Source organism: Streptomyces sp. NBC_00466, assembly GCF_041433995.1.
Classification (GTDB): Bacteria; Actinomycetota; Actinomycetes; order Streptomycetales; family Streptomycetaceae; genus Streptomyces.
This window is the reverse complement of sequence record NZ_CP107896.1, coordinates 4,487,863-4,503,192: the sequence shown is the minus strand read 5'-3', so window position 1 is coordinate 4,503,192 and position 15,330 is coordinate 4,487,863. Positions and strand designations below refer to the sequence as shown.

Annotated in this window: 20 protein-coding genes; 5 read left to right on the top strand and 15 right to left on the bottom strand. The window is 69.7% G+C overall.

All coding sequences use genetic code 11. From position 1 onward, the window contains the following. Nucleotides 1-64 precede the first annotated feature (64 nt). The gene (locus OG210_RS20175; RefSeq protein ID WP_328327008.1) at nt 65-757 is read right to left on the bottom strand and encodes an RDD family protein; all 693 of its coding nucleotides are present in this window, start codon (nt 755-757) and stop codon (nt 65-67) included. 64 nt (nt 758-821) lie between these two features. Then, nucleotides 822-2,327, bottom strand: coding sequence for an RDD family protein (locus tag OG210_RS20170; protein ID WP_328327010.1), 1,506 nt, complete (start codon nt 2,325-2,327; stop codon nt 822-824). Between the two features lie 210 nt (nt 2,328-2,537). Here OG210_RS20170 and OG210_RS20165 point away from each other — a divergent pair, with 210 nt between their 5' ends. Further along, nucleotides 2,538-3,014, top strand: coding sequence for an SsgA family sporulation/cell division regulator (locus OG210_RS20165; RefSeq protein ID WP_328327012.1), 477 nt, complete (start codon nt 2,538-2,540; stop codon nt 3,012-3,014). 47 nt (nt 3,015-3,061) lie between these two features. On the opposite strand, the gene OG210_RS20160 is transcribed toward OG210_RS20165, so the two are convergent. The 9 genes from OG210_RS20160 to OG210_RS20120 all read right to left on the bottom strand — a co-directional run bounded on the left by OG210_RS20160 (nt 3,062) and on the right by OG210_RS20120 (nt 8,132). Further along, entirely contained in the window at nt 3,062-4,429 is a 1,368-nt protein-coding gene (locus OG210_RS20160; protein ID WP_371538054.1) for an FAD-binding oxidoreductase, read from the bottom strand. A gap of 99 nt (nt 4,430-4,528) precedes the next feature. Continuing rightward, on the bottom strand, nt 4,529-4,813 hold the full coding sequence (locus OG210_RS20155; protein ID WP_328327015.1) for a gas vesicle protein K: 285 nt from the start codon (nt 4,811-4,813) through the stop codon (nt 4,529-4,531). Beyond that, the gene (locus OG210_RS20150; protein WP_328327016.1) at nt 4,810-5,040 is read right to left on the bottom strand and encodes a gas vesicle protein; all 231 of its coding nucleotides are present in this window, start codon (nt 5,038-5,040) and stop codon (nt 4,810-4,812) included. The genes OG210_RS20155 and OG210_RS20150 overlap by 4 nt, the downstream gene beginning before the upstream one ends. Further along, nucleotides 5,024-5,896 (bottom strand): GvpL/GvpF family gas vesicle protein, encoded by an 873-nt coding sequence (locus OG210_RS20145; protein WP_328327017.1) that lies wholly within the window; start codon nt 5,894-5,896, stop codon nt 5,024-5,026. Before OG210_RS20145 ends, OG210_RS20150 begins: the two co-directional genes overlap by 17 nt. Then, nucleotides 5,893-6,246: a gas vesicle protein gene (locus tag OG210_RS20140; protein WP_328335441.1), complete on the bottom strand. Its 354-nt coding sequence runs from the start codon at nt 6,244-6,246 to the stop codon at nt 5,893-5,895. The genes OG210_RS20145 and OG210_RS20140 overlap by 4 nt, the downstream gene beginning before the upstream one ends. Before the next feature lie 50 nt (nt 6,247-6,296). Beyond that, nucleotides 6,297-6,569 (bottom strand): gas vesicle protein GvpG, encoded by a 273-nt coding sequence (locus OG210_RS20135; RefSeq protein WP_328327018.1) that lies wholly within the window; start codon nt 6,567-6,569, stop codon nt 6,297-6,299. A gap of 1 nt (nt 6,570) precedes the next feature. Beyond that, nucleotides 6,571-7,311, bottom strand: coding sequence for a GvpL/GvpF family gas vesicle protein (locus OG210_RS20130; RefSeq protein WP_328327020.1), 741 nt, complete (start codon nt 7,309-7,311; stop codon nt 6,571-6,573). 3 nt (nt 7,312-7,314) lie between these two features. After that, nucleotides 7,315-7,773 carry a gas vesicle protein GvpJ gene (gene gvpJ / locus OG210_RS20125; protein WP_328327022.1) on the bottom strand — a complete coding sequence of 153 codons (459 nt, stop codon included), beginning with the start codon at nt 7,771-7,773 and terminating at the stop codon, nt 7,315-7,317. A gap of 35 nt (nt 7,774-7,808) precedes the next feature. Beyond that, entirely contained in the window at nt 7,809-8,132 is a 324-nt protein-coding gene (locus OG210_RS20120; RefSeq protein ID WP_328327024.1) for a gas vesicle protein, read from the bottom strand. 298 nt (nt 8,133-8,430) lie between these two features. On the opposite strand from OG210_RS20120, the gene OG210_RS20115 reads away from it, so the two are divergent. The 3 genes from OG210_RS20115 to OG210_RS20105 all read left to right on the top strand — a co-directional run bounded on the left by OG210_RS20115 (nt 8,431) and on the right by OG210_RS20105 (nt 10,576). Continuing rightward, a complete protein-coding gene (locus tag OG210_RS20115; RefSeq protein WP_328327026.1) occupies nt 8,431-8,859 on the top strand; it encodes an Asp23/Gls24 family envelope stress response protein in 429 nt (142 codons plus the stop codon). Between the two features lie 80 nt (nt 8,860-8,939). Continuing rightward, complete coding sequence (locus tag OG210_RS20110; protein WP_328327028.1) at nt 8,940-9,584, top strand: hypothetical protein; 645 nt, start codon at nt 8,940-8,942, stop codon at nt 9,582-9,584. A 5-nt stretch (nt 9,585-9,589) separates the two neighbouring features. After that, on the top strand, nt 9,590-10,576 hold the full coding sequence (locus OG210_RS20105) for an SRPBCC family protein (protein ID WP_371538048.1): 987 nt from the start codon (nt 9,590-9,592) through the stop codon (nt 10,574-10,576). Nucleotides 10,577-10,624: 48 nt separating this feature from the next. Here OG210_RS20105 and hppD read toward each other — a convergent pair whose 3' ends face one another. Then, on the bottom strand, nt 10,625-11,770 hold the full coding sequence (gene hppD / locus OG210_RS20100) for a 4-hydroxyphenylpyruvate dioxygenase (RefSeq protein ID WP_328327032.1): 1,146 nt from the start codon (nt 11,768-11,770) through the stop codon (nt 10,625-10,627). 144 nt (nt 11,771-11,914) lie between these two features. Here hppD and OG210_RS20095 point away from each other — a divergent pair, with 144 nt between their 5' ends. Beyond that, on the top strand, nt 11,915-12,397 hold the full coding sequence (locus tag OG210_RS20095; RefSeq protein ID WP_328327034.1) for an Lrp/AsnC family transcriptional regulator: 483 nt from the start codon (nt 11,915-11,917) through the stop codon (nt 12,395-12,397). Between the two features lie 87 nt (nt 12,398-12,484). Here the strand turns inward: OG210_RS20095 and OG210_RS20090 are convergent, their stop codons facing one another. The 3 genes from OG210_RS20090 to OG210_RS20080 form a co-directional block, all read right to left on the bottom strand. Next, nucleotides 12,485-13,273: a S16 family serine protease gene (locus tag OG210_RS20090; protein ID WP_328327036.1), complete on the bottom strand. Its 789-nt coding sequence runs from the start codon at nt 13,271-13,273 to the stop codon at nt 12,485-12,487. A gap of 94 nt (nt 13,274-13,367) precedes the next feature. Then, the gene (locus OG210_RS20085) at nt 13,368-14,009 is read right to left on the bottom strand and encodes an IclR family transcriptional regulator (RefSeq protein WP_266856555.1); all 642 of its coding nucleotides are present in this window, start codon (nt 14,007-14,009) and stop codon (nt 13,368-13,370) included. 355 nt (nt 14,010-14,364) lie between these two features. Further along, nucleotides 14,365-15,180, bottom strand: coding sequence for a MerR family transcriptional regulator (locus OG210_RS20080; RefSeq protein WP_371538043.1), 816 nt, complete (start codon nt 15,178-15,180; stop codon nt 14,365-14,367). Nucleotides 15,181-15,330: the final 150 nt, after the last annotated feature.

Sequence of the window (15,330 nt, the reverse complement as noted above, 5' to 3'; positions counted from 1 at the left end):
GAAGACCCGGGTGTACGGAGTCCCGGTTGTACGGAGACCCTGGCGCACGGAGCCGCGCTGCGGGCTACGACGGTGCCGTGACCACCACCACGGTCTTCGCCGCCTTGTCGTGCAGCCCCTGCTTGTACGGCTTGTCGAAGAAGCTCCAGCCACCGCAGATCGCGGTCCACACACAGGCGCAGCAGAACACCGCGGGCAGCCACAGCACCGCCGCCCTGACGAGGGCCGCCTGCGTGGTCGGGGTCGTGCCGTCGCTCAGATTGGCGGCCCGCAGGTTGAACAGCCCCTTGCCCACGGTCTGTCCGTTGCGCTTGACCGTCATGAGCGTGTCGTAGCCGACGTAGAGGACTGCCGCGATCACGCTCTGGCCGAGCGACCGGCCGTAGTTCATGTGGTCCGTGTTGTACCGCAGCCCGCCGAAGATCAGTGAGACCAGCCAGACGACCACGGCGACGATCAGGATGTCGATGATGCGGGCCAGCACCCGCTTGCCGCTGGGCGCGAGGGGCGGCATCCCGGCGAGCGGCTGTTCACCGCCGTACGCGCTGCCGCTGCCGTAGGCGTTCGGATCGTACGGCGGGGGTGTGCTGCCACCGTACGGATCGCCGCCACCCGGGGGCGGGGGCGGCGGCGGGGGCGGCGCGCTGTCGTACGGGTTGCCGCCGCCCGGCGGGGACGGCGGCGATTCGCCCCGCGGCTTCTTGAGGAAGGGGTCGTCCTCGGGGGGCTGTCCGGGCGGCGGCTGATCGGTGCTCATGGCCCGAGTCGACCGCGCCCGGCGGGGCCCCGCATCCGGTCAGGACCGTACGAGTGAGGCCGCGTCAGCCCGCTGCCACGAACGTCCGGGCGGCCTTGTCGTGCAGACACTGCCGCCAGGGCCGGTCGAAGAGACACCAGAGGACGTTGACGACGCCCACCACCAGCATGCCGAGCACCCCGTACAGCAGCCATCGGACGGCCGCACCGCGGAAGGACGGCGGCTCGTAGGACTCCATGTCGCGGACCTGGACCCGGCAGAGCTTCTTGCCGAGGGTGCGGCCCCACTTGGCGGTCGGCAGGGCCTCGTACAGCAGCCCCAGGACCAGGAACGCCCCGATGGCGGCCGCCAGACAGCCGGCCGTGGTCCCGTCGAGCAGCCAGACCGTGACGGTGGTCCCGGAGAGCTTGGCCTCGTCGATCTTGCTGGTGATGTGGTCGGCGGCCTTCGTCAGGAACGGAACGGCGACCGCGCCGGCCACCGCGCCCAGCACGGCGGTGTCGATCAGCCGGGCGACGAACCGCTTGCCGATGCTCGCCGGACGGGCGGATGCCTGGGCGCGGGCGGCAGCCTGGAACAGGTCCTCGACCGGAGGCTTCCACGGCGGCAGCCGCTCCTGGTCGGTCCCTTCGCCGGCCCTGGCGAGCTGCTGCACCTGCTGCGGCCAGGAAGGGGCCTGCGGGCTGCCCGCTTCCGGATACGGCTGCTGGGGTTGCGACTGGGCAGGTTGTGGCTGGCCCTGCTGCGGGAGGTGCGGCGGAGGCTGGAACTGCGGCTGGGGCTGCTGGGGCTGCACGGGTTGTTGCTGCGGTGCGGACTGCTGGGATTGCTGGGGCTGTTGGGGCTGCACCGGCTGTTGTGGCAGTGCGGATGGCTGAGGCTGCTGAGGCTCCGGGCGTACGGCGCGGATGGACATGGTGCCGTCCGTCCTGCTCGTACGGCCCGAGTCGCCGCCCGCACCAGCGCCCGCACCTGTGCCGCTTCCCGACCCGTTTCCCGGGCGCAGTGCGCGCAGGGTGACCGTGCCGTCCGGCGGCGGGGCCTGACGGCCGGTGGGGAGGGCGGGCCGGGAGGCCTCCGGTCCTGCGGGCAGCTCGGCCCGGCGCGGCTCGGGGACCGGGCGGCCGGGCTCGGGCTGCGCGGCGTCGGCCGGCCGAGCCGGGGCCTCGGCCGGTGTACGGGGGTCCGGGCCGCCCCAGGAGACCCGGCGGTCGCGCTCGCCGCCGAAGCCGCCCTGGCGGGAGGCGTCGGCCTGCCAGACGGACGCGGGTTCCTGCCGGCTGTCGTACTCCGGCTCCTCGTCGAAGAAGACCGGCCCGGTCTCCTCGGCCTGCGGCACCGTGGGCGCCTCGGCCGGTCTGCGCACGGCGGGCAGCGGTGCGGCGGGCACGGCTGCCGCGCCGCCCGGGGGTACCGGCAGGGCCTGGCTGTCGTCGGCGGGGGCCGGACGGCTCGTGCCCGGTACCCAGGAAGCACCGTTCCAATACCGCACATATCCGGGAATCGATGGATCTGGGTAGTAGCCAGGCGTGGGGCTGCCGTCGCCGGTTGCCGGGGTTGGGGCGCTCATCACCGTGGTCCCGTATCTCCTTGAGAGCCGCAATTCAAGGCTCCACATCTATCAGACCGCCGTGGGGCCACGGACCGGTCCTGTCGCATCGACCACTTTCCGGTCATCGCCAAATCATCCTCGAAACCCGCGTAATGAATGCCGGGCAGGGTGCTCTCACCCTGTACGGCCCGCCGTTGGGCGTAGGTACAAGGAGAGGAACCCCACGCCATGAACACCGTGGTGGAACGTGAACTGGAGCTCAAGCTGGTGCTGTCGCCCGAGCGCAGCATCCCTGTCCCGGCCCGGCTTTCCTACAGCACGGCCGACCCCTACGCCGTGCACGTCAGTTTCCACATCTGCTCGGACACCCCGGTGAACTGGTCGTTCGCCCGTGAACTGATGGTCGAGGGGGTGTTCAGGCCCTGCGGCCACGGCGACGTACGGATCTGGCCCACCAAGGTGAACACGAAGAGCGTCGTCTGTATCGCGCTCTCCTCACCCGACGGCAACGCCCTCCTCGAGGCGCCGACCGCTCAGGTCTCCGCCTGGCTGGAGCGGACCCTGCGGGCCGTGCCGCCCGGCTCGGAGAGCACGCATCTGGCCATCGACGACGGCCTGGCAGCGCTGCTCACCCCGCTGCCCGCGGACGATCTGTGGATGCGCGACCCCTGGCCCAGCGACGAGTCAGACGACGACGGCCGGTGACCACGGCGAGGGCCGGTGACCACAGGACGTACCGGGGCGGGGGGATCTCAGAAGAGTTTGCCCGGGTTGAGCAGGCCCAGCGGGTCGAAGGCCTGCTTGACACCGCGCTGCATCTCGACGCCCACCGGCCCCAGTTCGCGCGCCAGCCACTCCTTCTTGAGTACGCCCACGCCGTGTTCGCCGGTGATCGTGCCGCCCAGCTCCAGCCCGAGCGCCATGATCTCGTCGAAGGACTCACGCGCCCGCCGCGACTCCTCGGGGTCGGCGTGGTCGAAGCAGACGACGGGGTGCGTGTTGCCGTCGCCTGCGTGGGCGCAGACGCCGATGGTGAGGTCGTGCTTCTCGGCGATGGCGGCGGTGCCTTCGAGCATGGCGCCGAGCTTCGAACGCGGTACGCACACGTCGTCGATCATCGTCGCGGACTTGACCGTCTCCAGCGCGGTGAGCGACAGCCTGCGGGCCTGGAGGAGCAGTTCGGACTCGGCCTCGTCCTCGGCGGGCACGATCTCGGTGGCGCCGGCCGCCGCGCACAGCTCGCCGACCGCCGCCAGGTCGGCCGCGGGATCCGCGGTGTCGAACGCGGCGAGCAGCAGAGCTTCCGTGGTTTCCGGGAGGCCCATCTGCGCCATCGCGTTGACCGCGCGGATGGTCGTACGGTCCATGAGTTCGAGGAGTGAGGGCGTGTGACCGCGCTCCATGATCGCGCAGATCGCGTCGCAGGCGGCAGCGGCCGATGAGAACTCGGCGGCCAGGGCGAGCTGGCGCGGCGGGGCGGGCTTCAGTGCGAGCACGGCCTTCACGACCACCCCGAGGCTGCCCTCGGAGCCGACGAAGAGCCGGGTCAGGTCGTACCCGGCGACGCCCTTGGCGGTGCGGCGGCCGGTGGTCAGGAGCCGCCCGTCGGCGAGCACGACCTCCAGGCCGAGTACGTACTCGGCTGTCACCCCGTACTTCACACAGCACAGGCCGCCGGCCGCCGTGCCGATGTTCCCGCCGATGGTGCAGGTTTCCCAGCTGGAGGGGTCCGGCGGGTAGTACAGCCCCTGGTCGGCGGCGGCCCGGGAGAGCACGGCGTTGACGACGCCCGGTTCGACGACGGCGATCCGGTCGACGGGGCTGATCTCCAGGATCCGGTCCATCTTGGTGAGGGACAGCACGATGCAGCCGTCGACGGCGTTGGCCGCGCCGGAGAGGCCGGTGCGGGCGCCCTGCGGGACGACGGGCGTACGGAGGGCTGTCGCGGTGCGCATGATGTGCTGGACCTGCTCGGTGGTGCGCGGCAGGACGACGGCGGCGGGGGCCCCGGCGTCGCAGAAACCGGCGGTGTCCCTGGCGTACGAGGCCATCACGTCCGGGTCGCTGATCAGGGCTTCGGCCGGGAGTCCGGTGCGCAGGCGTTCGAGCAGATCATTCATGATCCCAGCCTGGCACCGGCGGACGGCTGCTGGGAAGGGGCGGAGCTCAGCGGGTACGGAGAGGGCCGATCCGGGGGTGGCCGGTCAACGGGACCCGGGTCAACGGGACTCGTGGGAGAGCAGGGTGCCGAGCGGTCCGAGGTCCAGGTTGAGGTCCTCGCGGCGCAGACCGTGCTGTGCGCAGAGTTCCGTCATCCGCTCGTCGAGGAGCATCAGGGTGGTGCCCACCCGCTCCTCCTGCTCCTCGGTGAGCTCGCCGCTGTCGAACCGGCGGATCGCCTGGCGCTCGACCAGCTGTCTGAGCAGTTCGACCACGGTCAGAACGAGCGAGGCCAGATCGCGGCCCGCGCTCTCGGGGTCGATGTCGACCCGGGTGTCGCTCACAGCGGCCCACTGTCGGCCCACGGTGCGGGGACCCGTTCGCTCACGGATGCCAGCAGGGCGTGCAGGGAGAGCCGGACCAGCGGGACGTCCGCGATGGCGATCACCAGGTCTCCGCTGATGACGACGCCGGTGCCGAGCACTCTGTCGAGGAGGTCGACCAGGGGGACACCGATGGGTGCGATGGCCTCCGGGCCCTCCCACGGGACGGGGTTACGGGTGCCCGGCATCGACGCCTCCGTCGGTGAACGAGTGGTCGGTGAACGAGTAGGGGGCCCACGGGCCCGAGATCTCGATCTCGATGCCGTCGGAACCGGGGGCGGAGCGGAGCCGCCCGATGGTGCGCGCCAGTTGGCCGCCTCTCTCCTCGGCGATCAGATAGGCGGCGTTCATGATCTGGGTGCGTCCTCGGCCCGTGGCTTCCGGGCCGTGCGGCCTGCGCCGTACCGAGCCGACCGCCAGCGCACCTACGGCGCTGTCGACCTGTTCGGCTGCGGACAGTGCGCTCTCCTGGCGCGATTCGCGCTGTTGCCGGGCGCCGCGCAGACGGTTCAGGTAGGCGCGGCCCGTTTCGCGCTCCTGCCCGGGGCCCACTTCCGGTGGCGGCCCTGAGGGCGCGGCCGGGCCGGTGCCTGAACCGGGTTGTGCGAGGTAGACCTTGACGGCCCATTCGACGCGTCCCGCGATGTGGTCGAGCACCGTCCGGAAGCGTTCCCGGCTCGCGCCGAGTGCGGCGGCGGCGCGCTCGTCCCCGAGATAGAGCGTCGCCAGGGGAAGCGGCACAGTGGGGCCTGCGTCGGCGACGGCGGTGACCACGTCGTGGTGGGTCCGCGCACAGCGTTCGAGCTCGGCGGGATCGGTGAGCCGCTCGCGCAGGGCGGCCTCCGAGAAGGCGTCCGCCGGTACGTCCTGGACCACGGCGCGCAGCGGGCCGACGGGCAGGAAGCGCAGCGGCCCGCCCCCGGTGTGTCCCTGGGCGGGGTCGAGACGGGCGGGACGGTCCGGCCCGCAGACCGCGAAGACGTAGGTGGCCAGGGCCCCGCTGCCGTCAGCCGGGCTGGGCGGCTGGTGCGAAGTGAGTGTCATCGGCGGCGTACTTCCCTCGGCTTCCCGGACTCCCCGGCGCCGTCGCCCTCCAGCACGTCGAGGCGTTCACGCAACTGCTTGTTCTCCTCGGCCAGAGCGTTGTGCGCCGCGCGGGAGGAGAGGGCGGGGTCGGTCTCCCACCAGTCGATGCCGGCCTTCTTCGCCGTCTCCACGGACGAGATGAACAGGCGCAGCCGGATGGTCAGGAGTTCGATGTCGAGCAGATCGATCTTGATGTCGCCCGCGATGACGATGCCCTTGTCCAGCACGCGTTCGAGGATCTCGGCCAGGTTGGCCGTCGCGGGTGCGTGCGACGTGGGCTCCGATTGCCAACTGTCGACTTCCGTCACGGTGTTCCCCCCGGCTCCCGGCCCGGTCCACGCGGCCCTTGCGGTGTCGTTCATCCCCGCGCTCCCGGCGTCGCGTGGATACCGGCGGGTGCGGTCGGCTGCTTCCGGTCGAGAAGGTCCAGCAACCGCTCCTCCTCGCGTTCGAACTGCGCCAGGCCGATCTCACCGTCGTCCAGGCATCGGTTGAGTTCGGCGAGCTGGGCCCGGATCACCCCGGGGTCGTGGAGTTCCTGCTCGGCCGCGTCGATGAGCCGGTCGGAGATCCAGACCACGCCGCGTACCGGCGCCAGCGGAAGGAGCAGGACACCTGAGAGCAGGCCCATGTCAGACCCTGGCCGGGGCGGGTACCCGGCCTACGAAGCTGTAGCAGGGCAGCGGCCCGGTCACCCGCAGTTCGAGGCGGTCCGGGTGCGCTGCGGCGAACCGCTCGGCGACAGTGCGGAAGAGTGCTTCGCCGTCCCGCGGGACGAGGAACGAGGCGTTGAGGACACAGCCCTCGACCTCCGGCCCCGGACACATGTCGTCGGCGATCTCCGCGAACTCGACCGGCAGCCGGGCCGCGGCCACCGCGGCCCGGCGACGGAGACCGGCCGCCACCGCTTCGCCCAGCCGGATGTTGGCCTCGTAACCGGGGCTGCGACGGGTTTCCTCGCGGATCTTCCGGACCACGGGGTCCTCCCGGACCAGCGCCGCCAGACCGTCCTGCACCGGCGTGATCTTCACGTTCATCTCGACGCGGCCGCCCAGCCGTTCCAGCACCGCGGCGTGCTCGTTCCGGCGCGCGGCGACGTCAGCCAGCACCGTGGCCTCGTCCGGTGCGACCATCCCGAAGCGCATCGGCAGCACAGGCCCGGTCTCGGCCAGCGCCAGGAGCAGTTCCTGGTGTGCCAGCAGATCGCGTCGCCGGGCCCTGAGCCCCGGGTACGTCTCGCTGACCACGACGGCGAGGTCCCCGGCCGGCAGCAGCCGGACTACGGCGGGCGGTTCGCCGACGCCACTGGCACCGGCGGGGAGCAGGTGTGAGCTGCCCACGATGCCGTACACATAGATGCCTGATGCGGCCATCGGTCAGCTCTCCTCCTCATGACGGCGCGTACGTCCGCCGCTGCTGCTCTTGGAATGGGATGCCTTGCGGCGGCGCGGGACTTCCTCCCGCTCCTCGTCATCACCGTCGTCATCGCCGGCGCCGACGGCCTTCTTCACCTTCTCGCCCACGGAGCGCGCGGCCTTCTTCGCGCCTGCCTTGCCGGCGCTCTTGGTCATGCTGCCGCCGCCGAAGAGCTCGGGGACCGTTCTGCTGGTCGCGTCGTGCTCCAGGTCGAGCCTGTTGCACGCCTCGGCGAACCGCAGATAGGTGTCGACGCTGGCGACCACGATCCGGGCGTCGATCTTCAGGATCTCGATGCCGACCAGCGATACACGCACGAAGATGTCGATGACCATGCCGCGGTCGAGGATGAGTTCCAGGACGTCGTAGAGGCTGCCGGCGCGCGGGACGCGGACGACCTCCTCGCTGTATGTCGTCAAGGGAAGGACCGTATCTCCGTAGGGGCCGCGGGCGCTCATGTGTCCGCCTGACCGCGGCGGTAGCGACGGACCCGGCGATACTGCACCAGGGAGCCTCCTTCATCGAGATCCACTTCGTACGTAGCGAGAATGCTGGTCGTATCCGGAATGCGCGGGAGCTCCAGCACATCCACGTCGACATGCCAGCCGCCCTCGGTCCGTGAGACAGCGGAAACGCCTTCAGTACGGTGGTTGATCAGCCTGTTCAGACTCCCGCAGGCGCGCTCGGCGGCCTCTTCCGCGCCCTTGACGCGCTTCTTTCCCGGGGAGGTGCCGGCGGACCGGGAAGTCCTGGTCTGCCGGGATTTCTGCTCTGACATGTCCGTCATTCTGTGGACCGCCCGGCGTCCCCGCATTCCGGGTGGCCCGAACGGCTGGTAACCGGGCCGGAGCGGCGCCTTTCGGCCGCCGCATTTCCGCGTATGACCACCTGCTGCATCGCTGGTCCGCGCCAGGATCGGCTCGTCGAGAACCACACGAATGGCGGCGTGCCGGAGGCGGGAGGACATTGGAAGGAGAGATGCGCACCACGATGCGTGGAACAGCCGGGGGCCGACCTCCGCTGAGCATCCTGGTGCCGCTCGCCGAAAGAAACCTTCTCGCACTGGAGGATCTCCGATGGCCAGCACCGAAAGCACCACAGGCCCCGGCACGCGGGGCACCACCATCATCGCCGACACGGTCGTCGCGACCATCGCGGGTATCGCCGTACGCGAGACCGACGGAATCTACGCCGTGGGCGGCAGCACTTCACGGGCCCTGGGATCGGTTCGCGACCGGGTATCCAGGTCGGCGTCGCCGGGCAGGGGAATCAAGGTCGAGGTCGGCGAGACGCAGGCCGCGATCGACCTGGAAGTCATCGTGGAGTACGGGGAACCCATCGCGGACGCGGCCAAGGACATACGCAGCCGGGTCACGGACGCGGTGGAGACGATGACGGGTCTGGAAGTCGTCGAGATCAACATCAAGGTGCTCGACGTCCATCTGGCCGGAGCGGACGAGGACGAGGGCGAAGAAGAGGAGGGCGGCGGCGCACGGGTCCGCTGACCCGTGCCGGAGAAGGAGACGGGCGCCCGGCCCCGCCGGGGCGTGTCCGGACCGCTTTTCTCTCGCTCTGAGGGGCACTCATGGAAAGCAGTACGAAAGTTTCTCTCGCTGCCGCTGTCGCAGCCGGATACGTACTGGGACGGACCAGGAAGGGGAAGCTGGCGCTCGGCGTCGCCTCCTTCGTGGCCGGCCAGCAACTACCGCTGAGCCCACGGGAACTCGCCGCCTTCTGCGTACGCAAGCTCGCGGAGAACCCGCAGGTCGCACCGGTGATAGAGCAAGCACGTGGCGAAGTCCTCGACGCGGGACGCACCGCGCTGTCGGCAACGGCCAACCGCCGCCTCGAAGCCCTCGCCGGGGCACTCCAGCAACGGACCAGCGCTCTGCTGGAACCGCCGGATGAAGGTGAAGAGGAAGAGGAAGACCAAGAAGACGAGGAATACGAGGAAGACGAGGAAGACGAGGGCGCACCTGAGGAAGAGGAAGAGCCTGAGGACGAGGAGCAGGCGCCCGCCCAAAAGAGGCCCGCCAAGAAGAAGCCGGCAGAGAAGAAGCCAGCCAAAAAGGCACCGGCCAAGAAGGCACCGGCCAAGAAGTCCGCACCCCCGCCTGACAAGAAGAAGCCGGCAAAGAAGGCAGCAGCGAAGAAGACAGCGGCCAAGAAGAGTCCGCCGAAGAAGGCTGCCGCCGAGAAGGCTTCGAGCCGTAACAGCCGAAGGAGGTAGCTCTCATGGCCAAGCAGGAGGACGACGCAGCGGACAAGAGCCCGTCCGCTCTCGACAAGGTCAAGGACGAGCTTTCCGCCTATCTCGGCGCCCAGGGGCAGCGGTTGGTGGATTCGGCCACGGGGAAACTCTCGGATCTGGCAGAGGGTCTGGAAGATTCCGCCGGAGACGGCGGCGGGAGCATCCTCGGCATCGGGAAACGGGTCATGGGCGGTGAGAGCCCGGTCAAGGCATTCGTGGGCGAGAAGGCCGGCGAAATGAAGGACAAAGCCGTGGACACGGTGAAGAGCGCTTTCGGCGGCGGTGACGCCAAAGCCGGGACCGTCAAGGTCACCAATATCATCGAGGCCATCGACATCGGGAAGCCCTTGCGCACCGTGTACGACCGATGGACCGAGATCGAGGAGTTCAGCTCCTTCACCAAGGGTGTCACCAGCGTGAAGGCATCGGACGAGATCGAGAGCGACTGGAAGCTCAAGGTCGCCTTCTCCCACCGCAGTTGGAAAGCCACGGTCCAGGAGCAGGTGCCGGACGACCGCATCGTCTGGACGTCCGAGGGCGCCAGGGGGACGACCCAGGGCGCCATCACCTTCCACGAGCTGGGCCCGAGCCTGACGCGTGTCATCGCTGTCGTCGAGTACACCCCGTCCGGCTTCTTCGAGAAGACCGGCAACATCTGGCGCGCGCAAGGACGCCGGCTGCGGCTGGACCTCAAGCACTTCCAGCGATACGTCACCCTCACCGGGGACGACGAAGAGGTAGAAGGCTGGCGCGGCGAGATCCGCGACGGGGAGGTCGTCCGCAGCCACGAAGAGGGCCTGGAGGACGACGAGGACCAGGGCGACGGTACGGACGAAGAAGAGGACGAGGACGAAGAGGAAGAGGGTGACGAGGAGTACGAGGACGAAGACGGCGAGGAGGGCGAAGAAGAGGGATACGAAGAAGAAGACGACGAAGAGGAAGAGGAAGAGGAAGAGGAAGACGAACGTTGATGCGGCCGGTGGTGGGCGGGAGCAGCGTCGCTGCTCCCGCCCCCGTCGCTACAGGTTTCCGCGCCGCTCCTGCTCCCGCTCGATCGCCTCGAACAGCGCCTTGAAGTTCCCCTTGCCGAAGCCCATCGACCCGTGCCGCTCGATCATCTCGAAGAAGACCGTCGGCCGGTCCTGGACCGGCTTGGTGAAGATCTGCAGCAGATAGCCGTCCTCGTCGCGGTCGACGAGGATCTTCTCCTGTCGGAGGGTCTCGACGGGGACGCGGGTCTCGCCCGCCCACTCCCCCAGCGTGTCGTAGTACGAGTCGGGCGTGTCCAGGAACTGGACGCCAGCCGCCCGCATGGCGCGGACCGAGGCGACGATGTCGTTCGTCGCCAGCGCGATGTGCTGGACGCCCGCACCGCCGTAGAACTCCAGGTACTCATCGATCTGCGACTTCTTCTTCGCGACCGCCGGCTCGTTGATCGGGAACTTCACCTTCAGCGTGCCGTCGGCGACGACCTTCGACATCAGGGCGGAGTACTCGGTGGCGATGTCGTCGCCCACGAACTCCTTCATGTTGGTGAAGCCCATGACCTTGTTGTAGAAGGCGACCCACTCGTTCATCTTGCCGAGTTCGACGTTGCCGACGCAGTGGTCGATGGCCTGGAACGTGCGCCGGGAGGGCGGCTCGACGATCGGGTCGGCAGCGACGTAACCGGGCAGGTACGGGCCGTCGTACCCGGTGCGCTCGACCAGGGTGTGGCGGGTGGTGCCGTACGTGGCGATGGCCGCCAGGACCACCGTGCCGTGGTCGTCCTTGACCTCGTACGGCTCCTGGAGGCCGGTGGCGCCGTGCGCGGTCGCGTAGGCGTACGCGGCGCGGGCGTCCGGTACCTCGATGGCGAGGTCCACCACGCCGTCGCCGTGCTCGGCGACATGGCCGGCGAGGAAGCGGCCGTGGTCGGTCGCGGGCTTGATGACGGAGGTGAACACGAAGCGGGCGGAGCCGTTCGTCAGGACGTAACTCGCGGTCTCCCGGGTGCCGTTCTCCGGTCCGGAGTAGGCGACGAGCTTCATGCCGAAGGCGGTCGCGTAGTAGTGCGCGGCCTGCTTGGCGTTGCCGACGGCGAAGACGACCGCGTCCATTCCCTTCACCGGGAAGGGATCGGCCTCACGCGCGGTGTCCGGGGTGTGCTGGGTGGTCTCAGTCATGGGGGAAGCGTCCCGCCGTATCGCAAGGTGCGCAATAGTTTGCCGCTTCGCTGGGCAATCTGTGCAGTGCGGGACCAGGATGAGCGGTCCATCTGTACAGGGTGACCACAGAACGGTGGCATCCGCCAACGGCGGGAGTGAAGCGTGAGCATCGACGCACTGGACGGCCGGCTGATCGTGCTGCTGGCCCGTGAGCCCCGGATCGGGGTGCTGGAGGCGTCACGGCGGCTCGGCGTGGCGCGCGGGACCGTACAGGCGCGGCTCGACCGGCTCCAGTCGCATGGAGTAATCCGGGGGTTCGGCCCCGATGTCGACCCGGCCGCCCTCGGCTATCCGGTGACCGCCTTCGCGACGCTGGAGATCAAACAGGGGCAAGGCGCCGATGTGCGGGCGCACTTGGACGGGGTGCCCGAGGTGCTCGAACTGCACACCACGACCGGCCACGGCGACATGCTCTGCCGTCTGGTGGCCCGGTCGAACGCGGACCTCCAACGGGTGATCGACCTGGTGGTGGGTTTCGATGGCATCGTGCGCGCCTCTACGGCGATCGTCATGGAAAACCCTGTCCCTCTGCGGATCATCCCGCTGGTGGAGCAGGCGAGCCGGGGAAGGGGCCCCGAAGGGTGAAGCGGGCAGGACCGGAACCTGAACCGGCAGGAACAGGAACCCGGGGCGGTCAACACCCCTGGCCCGGTCAACAGCGCTCCGGCCCGGTCAGCAGCTGGGGACCGAGCCGCCCTTCTGCAGGGTCTGCAGGATCGACACAGTGCCCTTGAGCGTGGTGACCGGGATCAGCCGCAGCCCGTGCGGAAGCCCGGACTTGGCGTCCGAGCACTCGGCCTTCGGCACGAGGAAGACGGAGGCCCCGTCCCGGGCGGCGGACTGCGTCTTCAGCGCCACTCCCCCGACCGCGCCGACCTTCCCGGAGGCGTCGATCGTGCCCGTACCGGCGATGTTCCGGCCGCCGGTGAGGTCGCCGCCCGCACCGTCACCGTCCAGCTTGTCGACGATGCCGAGCGAGAAGAGCAGCCCGGCGCTGGGTCCGCCGACGTCCGCGAGGTGCAGGGTCACTTTGACCTTGTCGGAGCTGTCGCCGAGGTAGGAGAGCGCGGCCTCGGTCGCGGAGTCCTGCGAGCCCTTCATCTCGGCGAGGTTGTGCTTCTCGATCTGGGCGTCGCTGCCGCCGCCCGGGTAGACGGCGTCGCGCGGCATGACCGCCCGGTCGGTACGGAACCAGCCGTCGACCGCCTGCCCCAGATCCACGTCGGTGGAAGGACCGGTCGCCTCGATGGTCACCATCCGCAACTGGCCGGACGTCTTCCGTACGGCTGCGCCTGTGATGCTGATCACGGGCTGCCCCTTGTTGTCGCCGAGCACATTGGCGGTCAGCCCCGGCTGCGCCACCGAGAACGGCAGCGGCGCGAAGGCGGCCGTACCGAACAGGGCAAGCACCAGAACGCCACAGACGGCGAGGACACGGGAGCGCGGATTGCGGAGGAGCACGGAGCCAATCTACCGGGCGGGGCAAATCAGGCCCGCCCGGCACTGGGGGGGGCGGGCACCCGCACCTCACCGCGGCCGAATCACCGCGGCCGTGTCACCGCAGCGCCTCCGCGACCTCCCGCGCCGCGTCGACCACGCGCGGCCCCACCCGCTCCGGTATGGAGTCGGCGAGCATCACCACGCCCACGCTCCCCTCCACCCCGGTCACCCCGACCAGCGGCGCGGCGGCGCCACTCGCGCCCGCCTCCAGTTCGCCGTGGGTGAGCGTGTAGCCGGGCCCGTCGGGCAGCCCCTGCCGGGACGCGAGGATCGCGCGCCCGGCCGCACCCCGGTCCAGCGGGTGCCGGAAGCCCGCCCGGTACGCCACGTGGTAGTCCGTCCACGTCGGTTCGACCACCGCGACGGCGAGCGCGTCCGAACCGTCGACAAGGGTGAGGTGCGCCGTCGCGCCGATGTCCTCGGCGAGCGAGCGGAGCGCGGGCAGCGCCGCTTCCCTGACGAGCGGGTGCACCTGGCGGCCCAGGCGCAGCACACCGAGCCCGACCCGGGCACGGCCCCCCAGGTCGCGGCGGACCAGGGTGTGCTGTTCCAATGTGGCGAGCAGTCGGTAGACCACGGTGCGGTTGACCCCGAGTTTGTTGGACAATTCGGTGACGGTCAGGCCGTGGTCGGTGTCTGCAAGCAGCTTGAGGACGCGGAGTCCCCTGTCGAGCGTCTGAGAAGTCTCGGCGGTCACGACGCCCACTCCTTACGTGGTAGTCGCGGCGGCTCACCACGGACGTCACGACGCCGGTTCCCGTCGGCGACGCGCGCGCAGCGGCCGCCGGCAGGCCAGGGCACCGGATGCGCTCCGCGGCGGCTCTGCCACGGGGCGTATGCGTTGCCGGGACAGTAGCGAGCTGGTCCGCTCAGCGGAAGGGTAAGTCCAGAATCCGGGCAGTCGGTGCGAGGCTTGCCCCGTTTATAGCGAAAAGGTCGAAGTTCGCGACCGGATCTCGTGCCTTTACCTTCAATCTCTTTATGCCGACCTTTTACCTTCAACTCCCGGGCCACTTCCGCGCCGACCGCCTGTTGCGGTTGGCAGCGGAACCTCATGCCACCGGTGCCTGCAGTTCCGTCACCCAGTCGTCACGATTTTCCGGGCACTCCAGGTTGATCTCGCGGGGGTATCCGGTCGACTGGTGATGGTTGGCGTCGATCCAGCGGGCCAGGGCCTGAGCGGTGGGGAGCACGGTGTCCATCGAACCGCGGTGCACGATGGTCGCTGCCTGGTCGAGGGACGGCAGATCGAGGATCCGGAAGGCGCCGTCCTGGAGAGGGGCGGAGACCTGGACGGCGGCGTGGACGCTGATCCTGCCTCCGCCCTCCGGAGCGTCCTCGTAGTACGCGACGCCGGGGCCCGCGGGGGTGATACCCGCCGACCCCAGGCACCGGAACAGCTCGTCGTAGAGCGGCCCGATGACCGGGCCGATGTCCTCGGGCTCGAAACTCGCGGCGGTCGCGGTCAGTTCCGCCACCCGGACGGAAGGGACGCTCTTGATGACAACGTCGTTCGTGGGCATGTGCCCCTCGCTCTCGATCGCTCGGAGCCTCGCCTCGACCTGGATCAGCCGTGCTCCTGCGGCAGCCATTGCGGTCTCCAGTTCGGCCTGTCGCAGCCGCAGCATGCCGCGCAGTTCCTCAAGGCCGACCTTCTCGTCCACGATGTCCTGGACCTGCTGGAGAGTGAATCCGAGGTCCTTGAGCGCGACGATCCGGTTGAGGCGGGCGAGCTGGGTGGCGGTGTAGTAGCGATAGCTGCTGACGGGGTCGACGTGAGCCGGTCGCAGCAGTCCGGTTGCGTCGTAGTGACGCAGCATCCGGACCGAGACGCGGCCATGCCGGGCGAAGTCTCCGATGGTGAACATGGTGTCTCCGAGCTGACCGCCTGACACAGTGTGAGAGTCAAGAAGCTACTTGGCGGCCGGGGGACAGCCCTGCCTGATCCGGTTCCAGCAGCGGCATCCGAACGGCAGCGAGGCCACGGCGCCCACCCGCCGGGCGGCGCCTGTCACGGC

Coding starts and splice junctions, on each gene's coding strand:
- OG210_RS20110 (WP_328327028.1), top strand. CDS start 8,940: ATGGAAAGCAGTACGAAAGTTTCTCTCGCTGCCGCTGTCGCAGCCGGA.
- OG210_RS20115 (WP_328327026.1), top strand. CDS start 8,431: ATGGCCAGCACCGAAAGCACCACAGGCCCCGGCACGCGGGGCACCACC.
- OG210_RS20120 (WP_328327024.1), bottom strand. CDS start 8,132: ATGTCAGAGCAGAAATCCCGGCAGACCAGGACTTCCCGGTCCGCCGGC.
- OG210_RS20135 (WP_328327018.1), bottom strand. CDS start 6,569: ATGGGCCTGCTCTCAGGTGTCCTGCTCCTTCCGCTGGCGCCGGTACGC.
- OG210_RS20160 (WP_371538054.1), bottom strand. CDS start 4,429: ATGAATGATCTGCTCGAACGCCTGCGCACCGGACTCCCGGCCGAAGCC.
- OG210_RS20170 (WP_328327010.1), bottom strand. CDS start 2,327: ATGAGCGCCCCAACCCCGGCAACCGGCGACGGCAGCCCCACGCCTGGC.
- OG210_RS20080 (WP_371538043.1), bottom strand. CDS start 15,180: ATGTTCACCATCGGAGACTTCGCCCGGCATGGCCGCGTCTCGGTCCGG.
- OG210_RS20145 (WP_328327017.1), bottom strand. CDS start 5,896: ATGACACTCACTTCGCACCAGCCGCCCAGCCCGGCTGACGGCAGCGGG.
- OG210_RS20105 (WP_371538048.1), top strand. CDS start 9,590: ATGGCCAAGCAGGAGGACGACGCAGCGGACAAGAGCCCGTCCGCTCTC.
- OG210_RS20150 (WP_328327016.1), bottom strand. CDS start 5,040: ATGCCGGGCACCCGTAACCCCGTCCCGTGGGAGGGCCCGGAGGCCATC.
- OG210_RS20165 (WP_328327012.1), top strand. CDS start 2,538: ATGAACACCGTGGTGGAACGTGAACTGGAGCTCAAGCTGGTGCTGTCG.
- OG210_RS20175 (WP_328327008.1), bottom strand. CDS start 757: ATGAGCACCGATCAGCCGCCGCCCGGACAGCCCCCCGAGGACGACCCC.
- OG210_RS20130 (WP_328327020.1), bottom strand. CDS start 7,311: ATGGCCGCATCAGGCATCTATGTGTACGGCATCGTGGGCAGCTCACAC.
- hppD (WP_328327032.1), bottom strand. CDS start 11,770: ATGACTGAGACCACCCAGCACACCCCGGACACCGCGCGTGAGGCCGAT.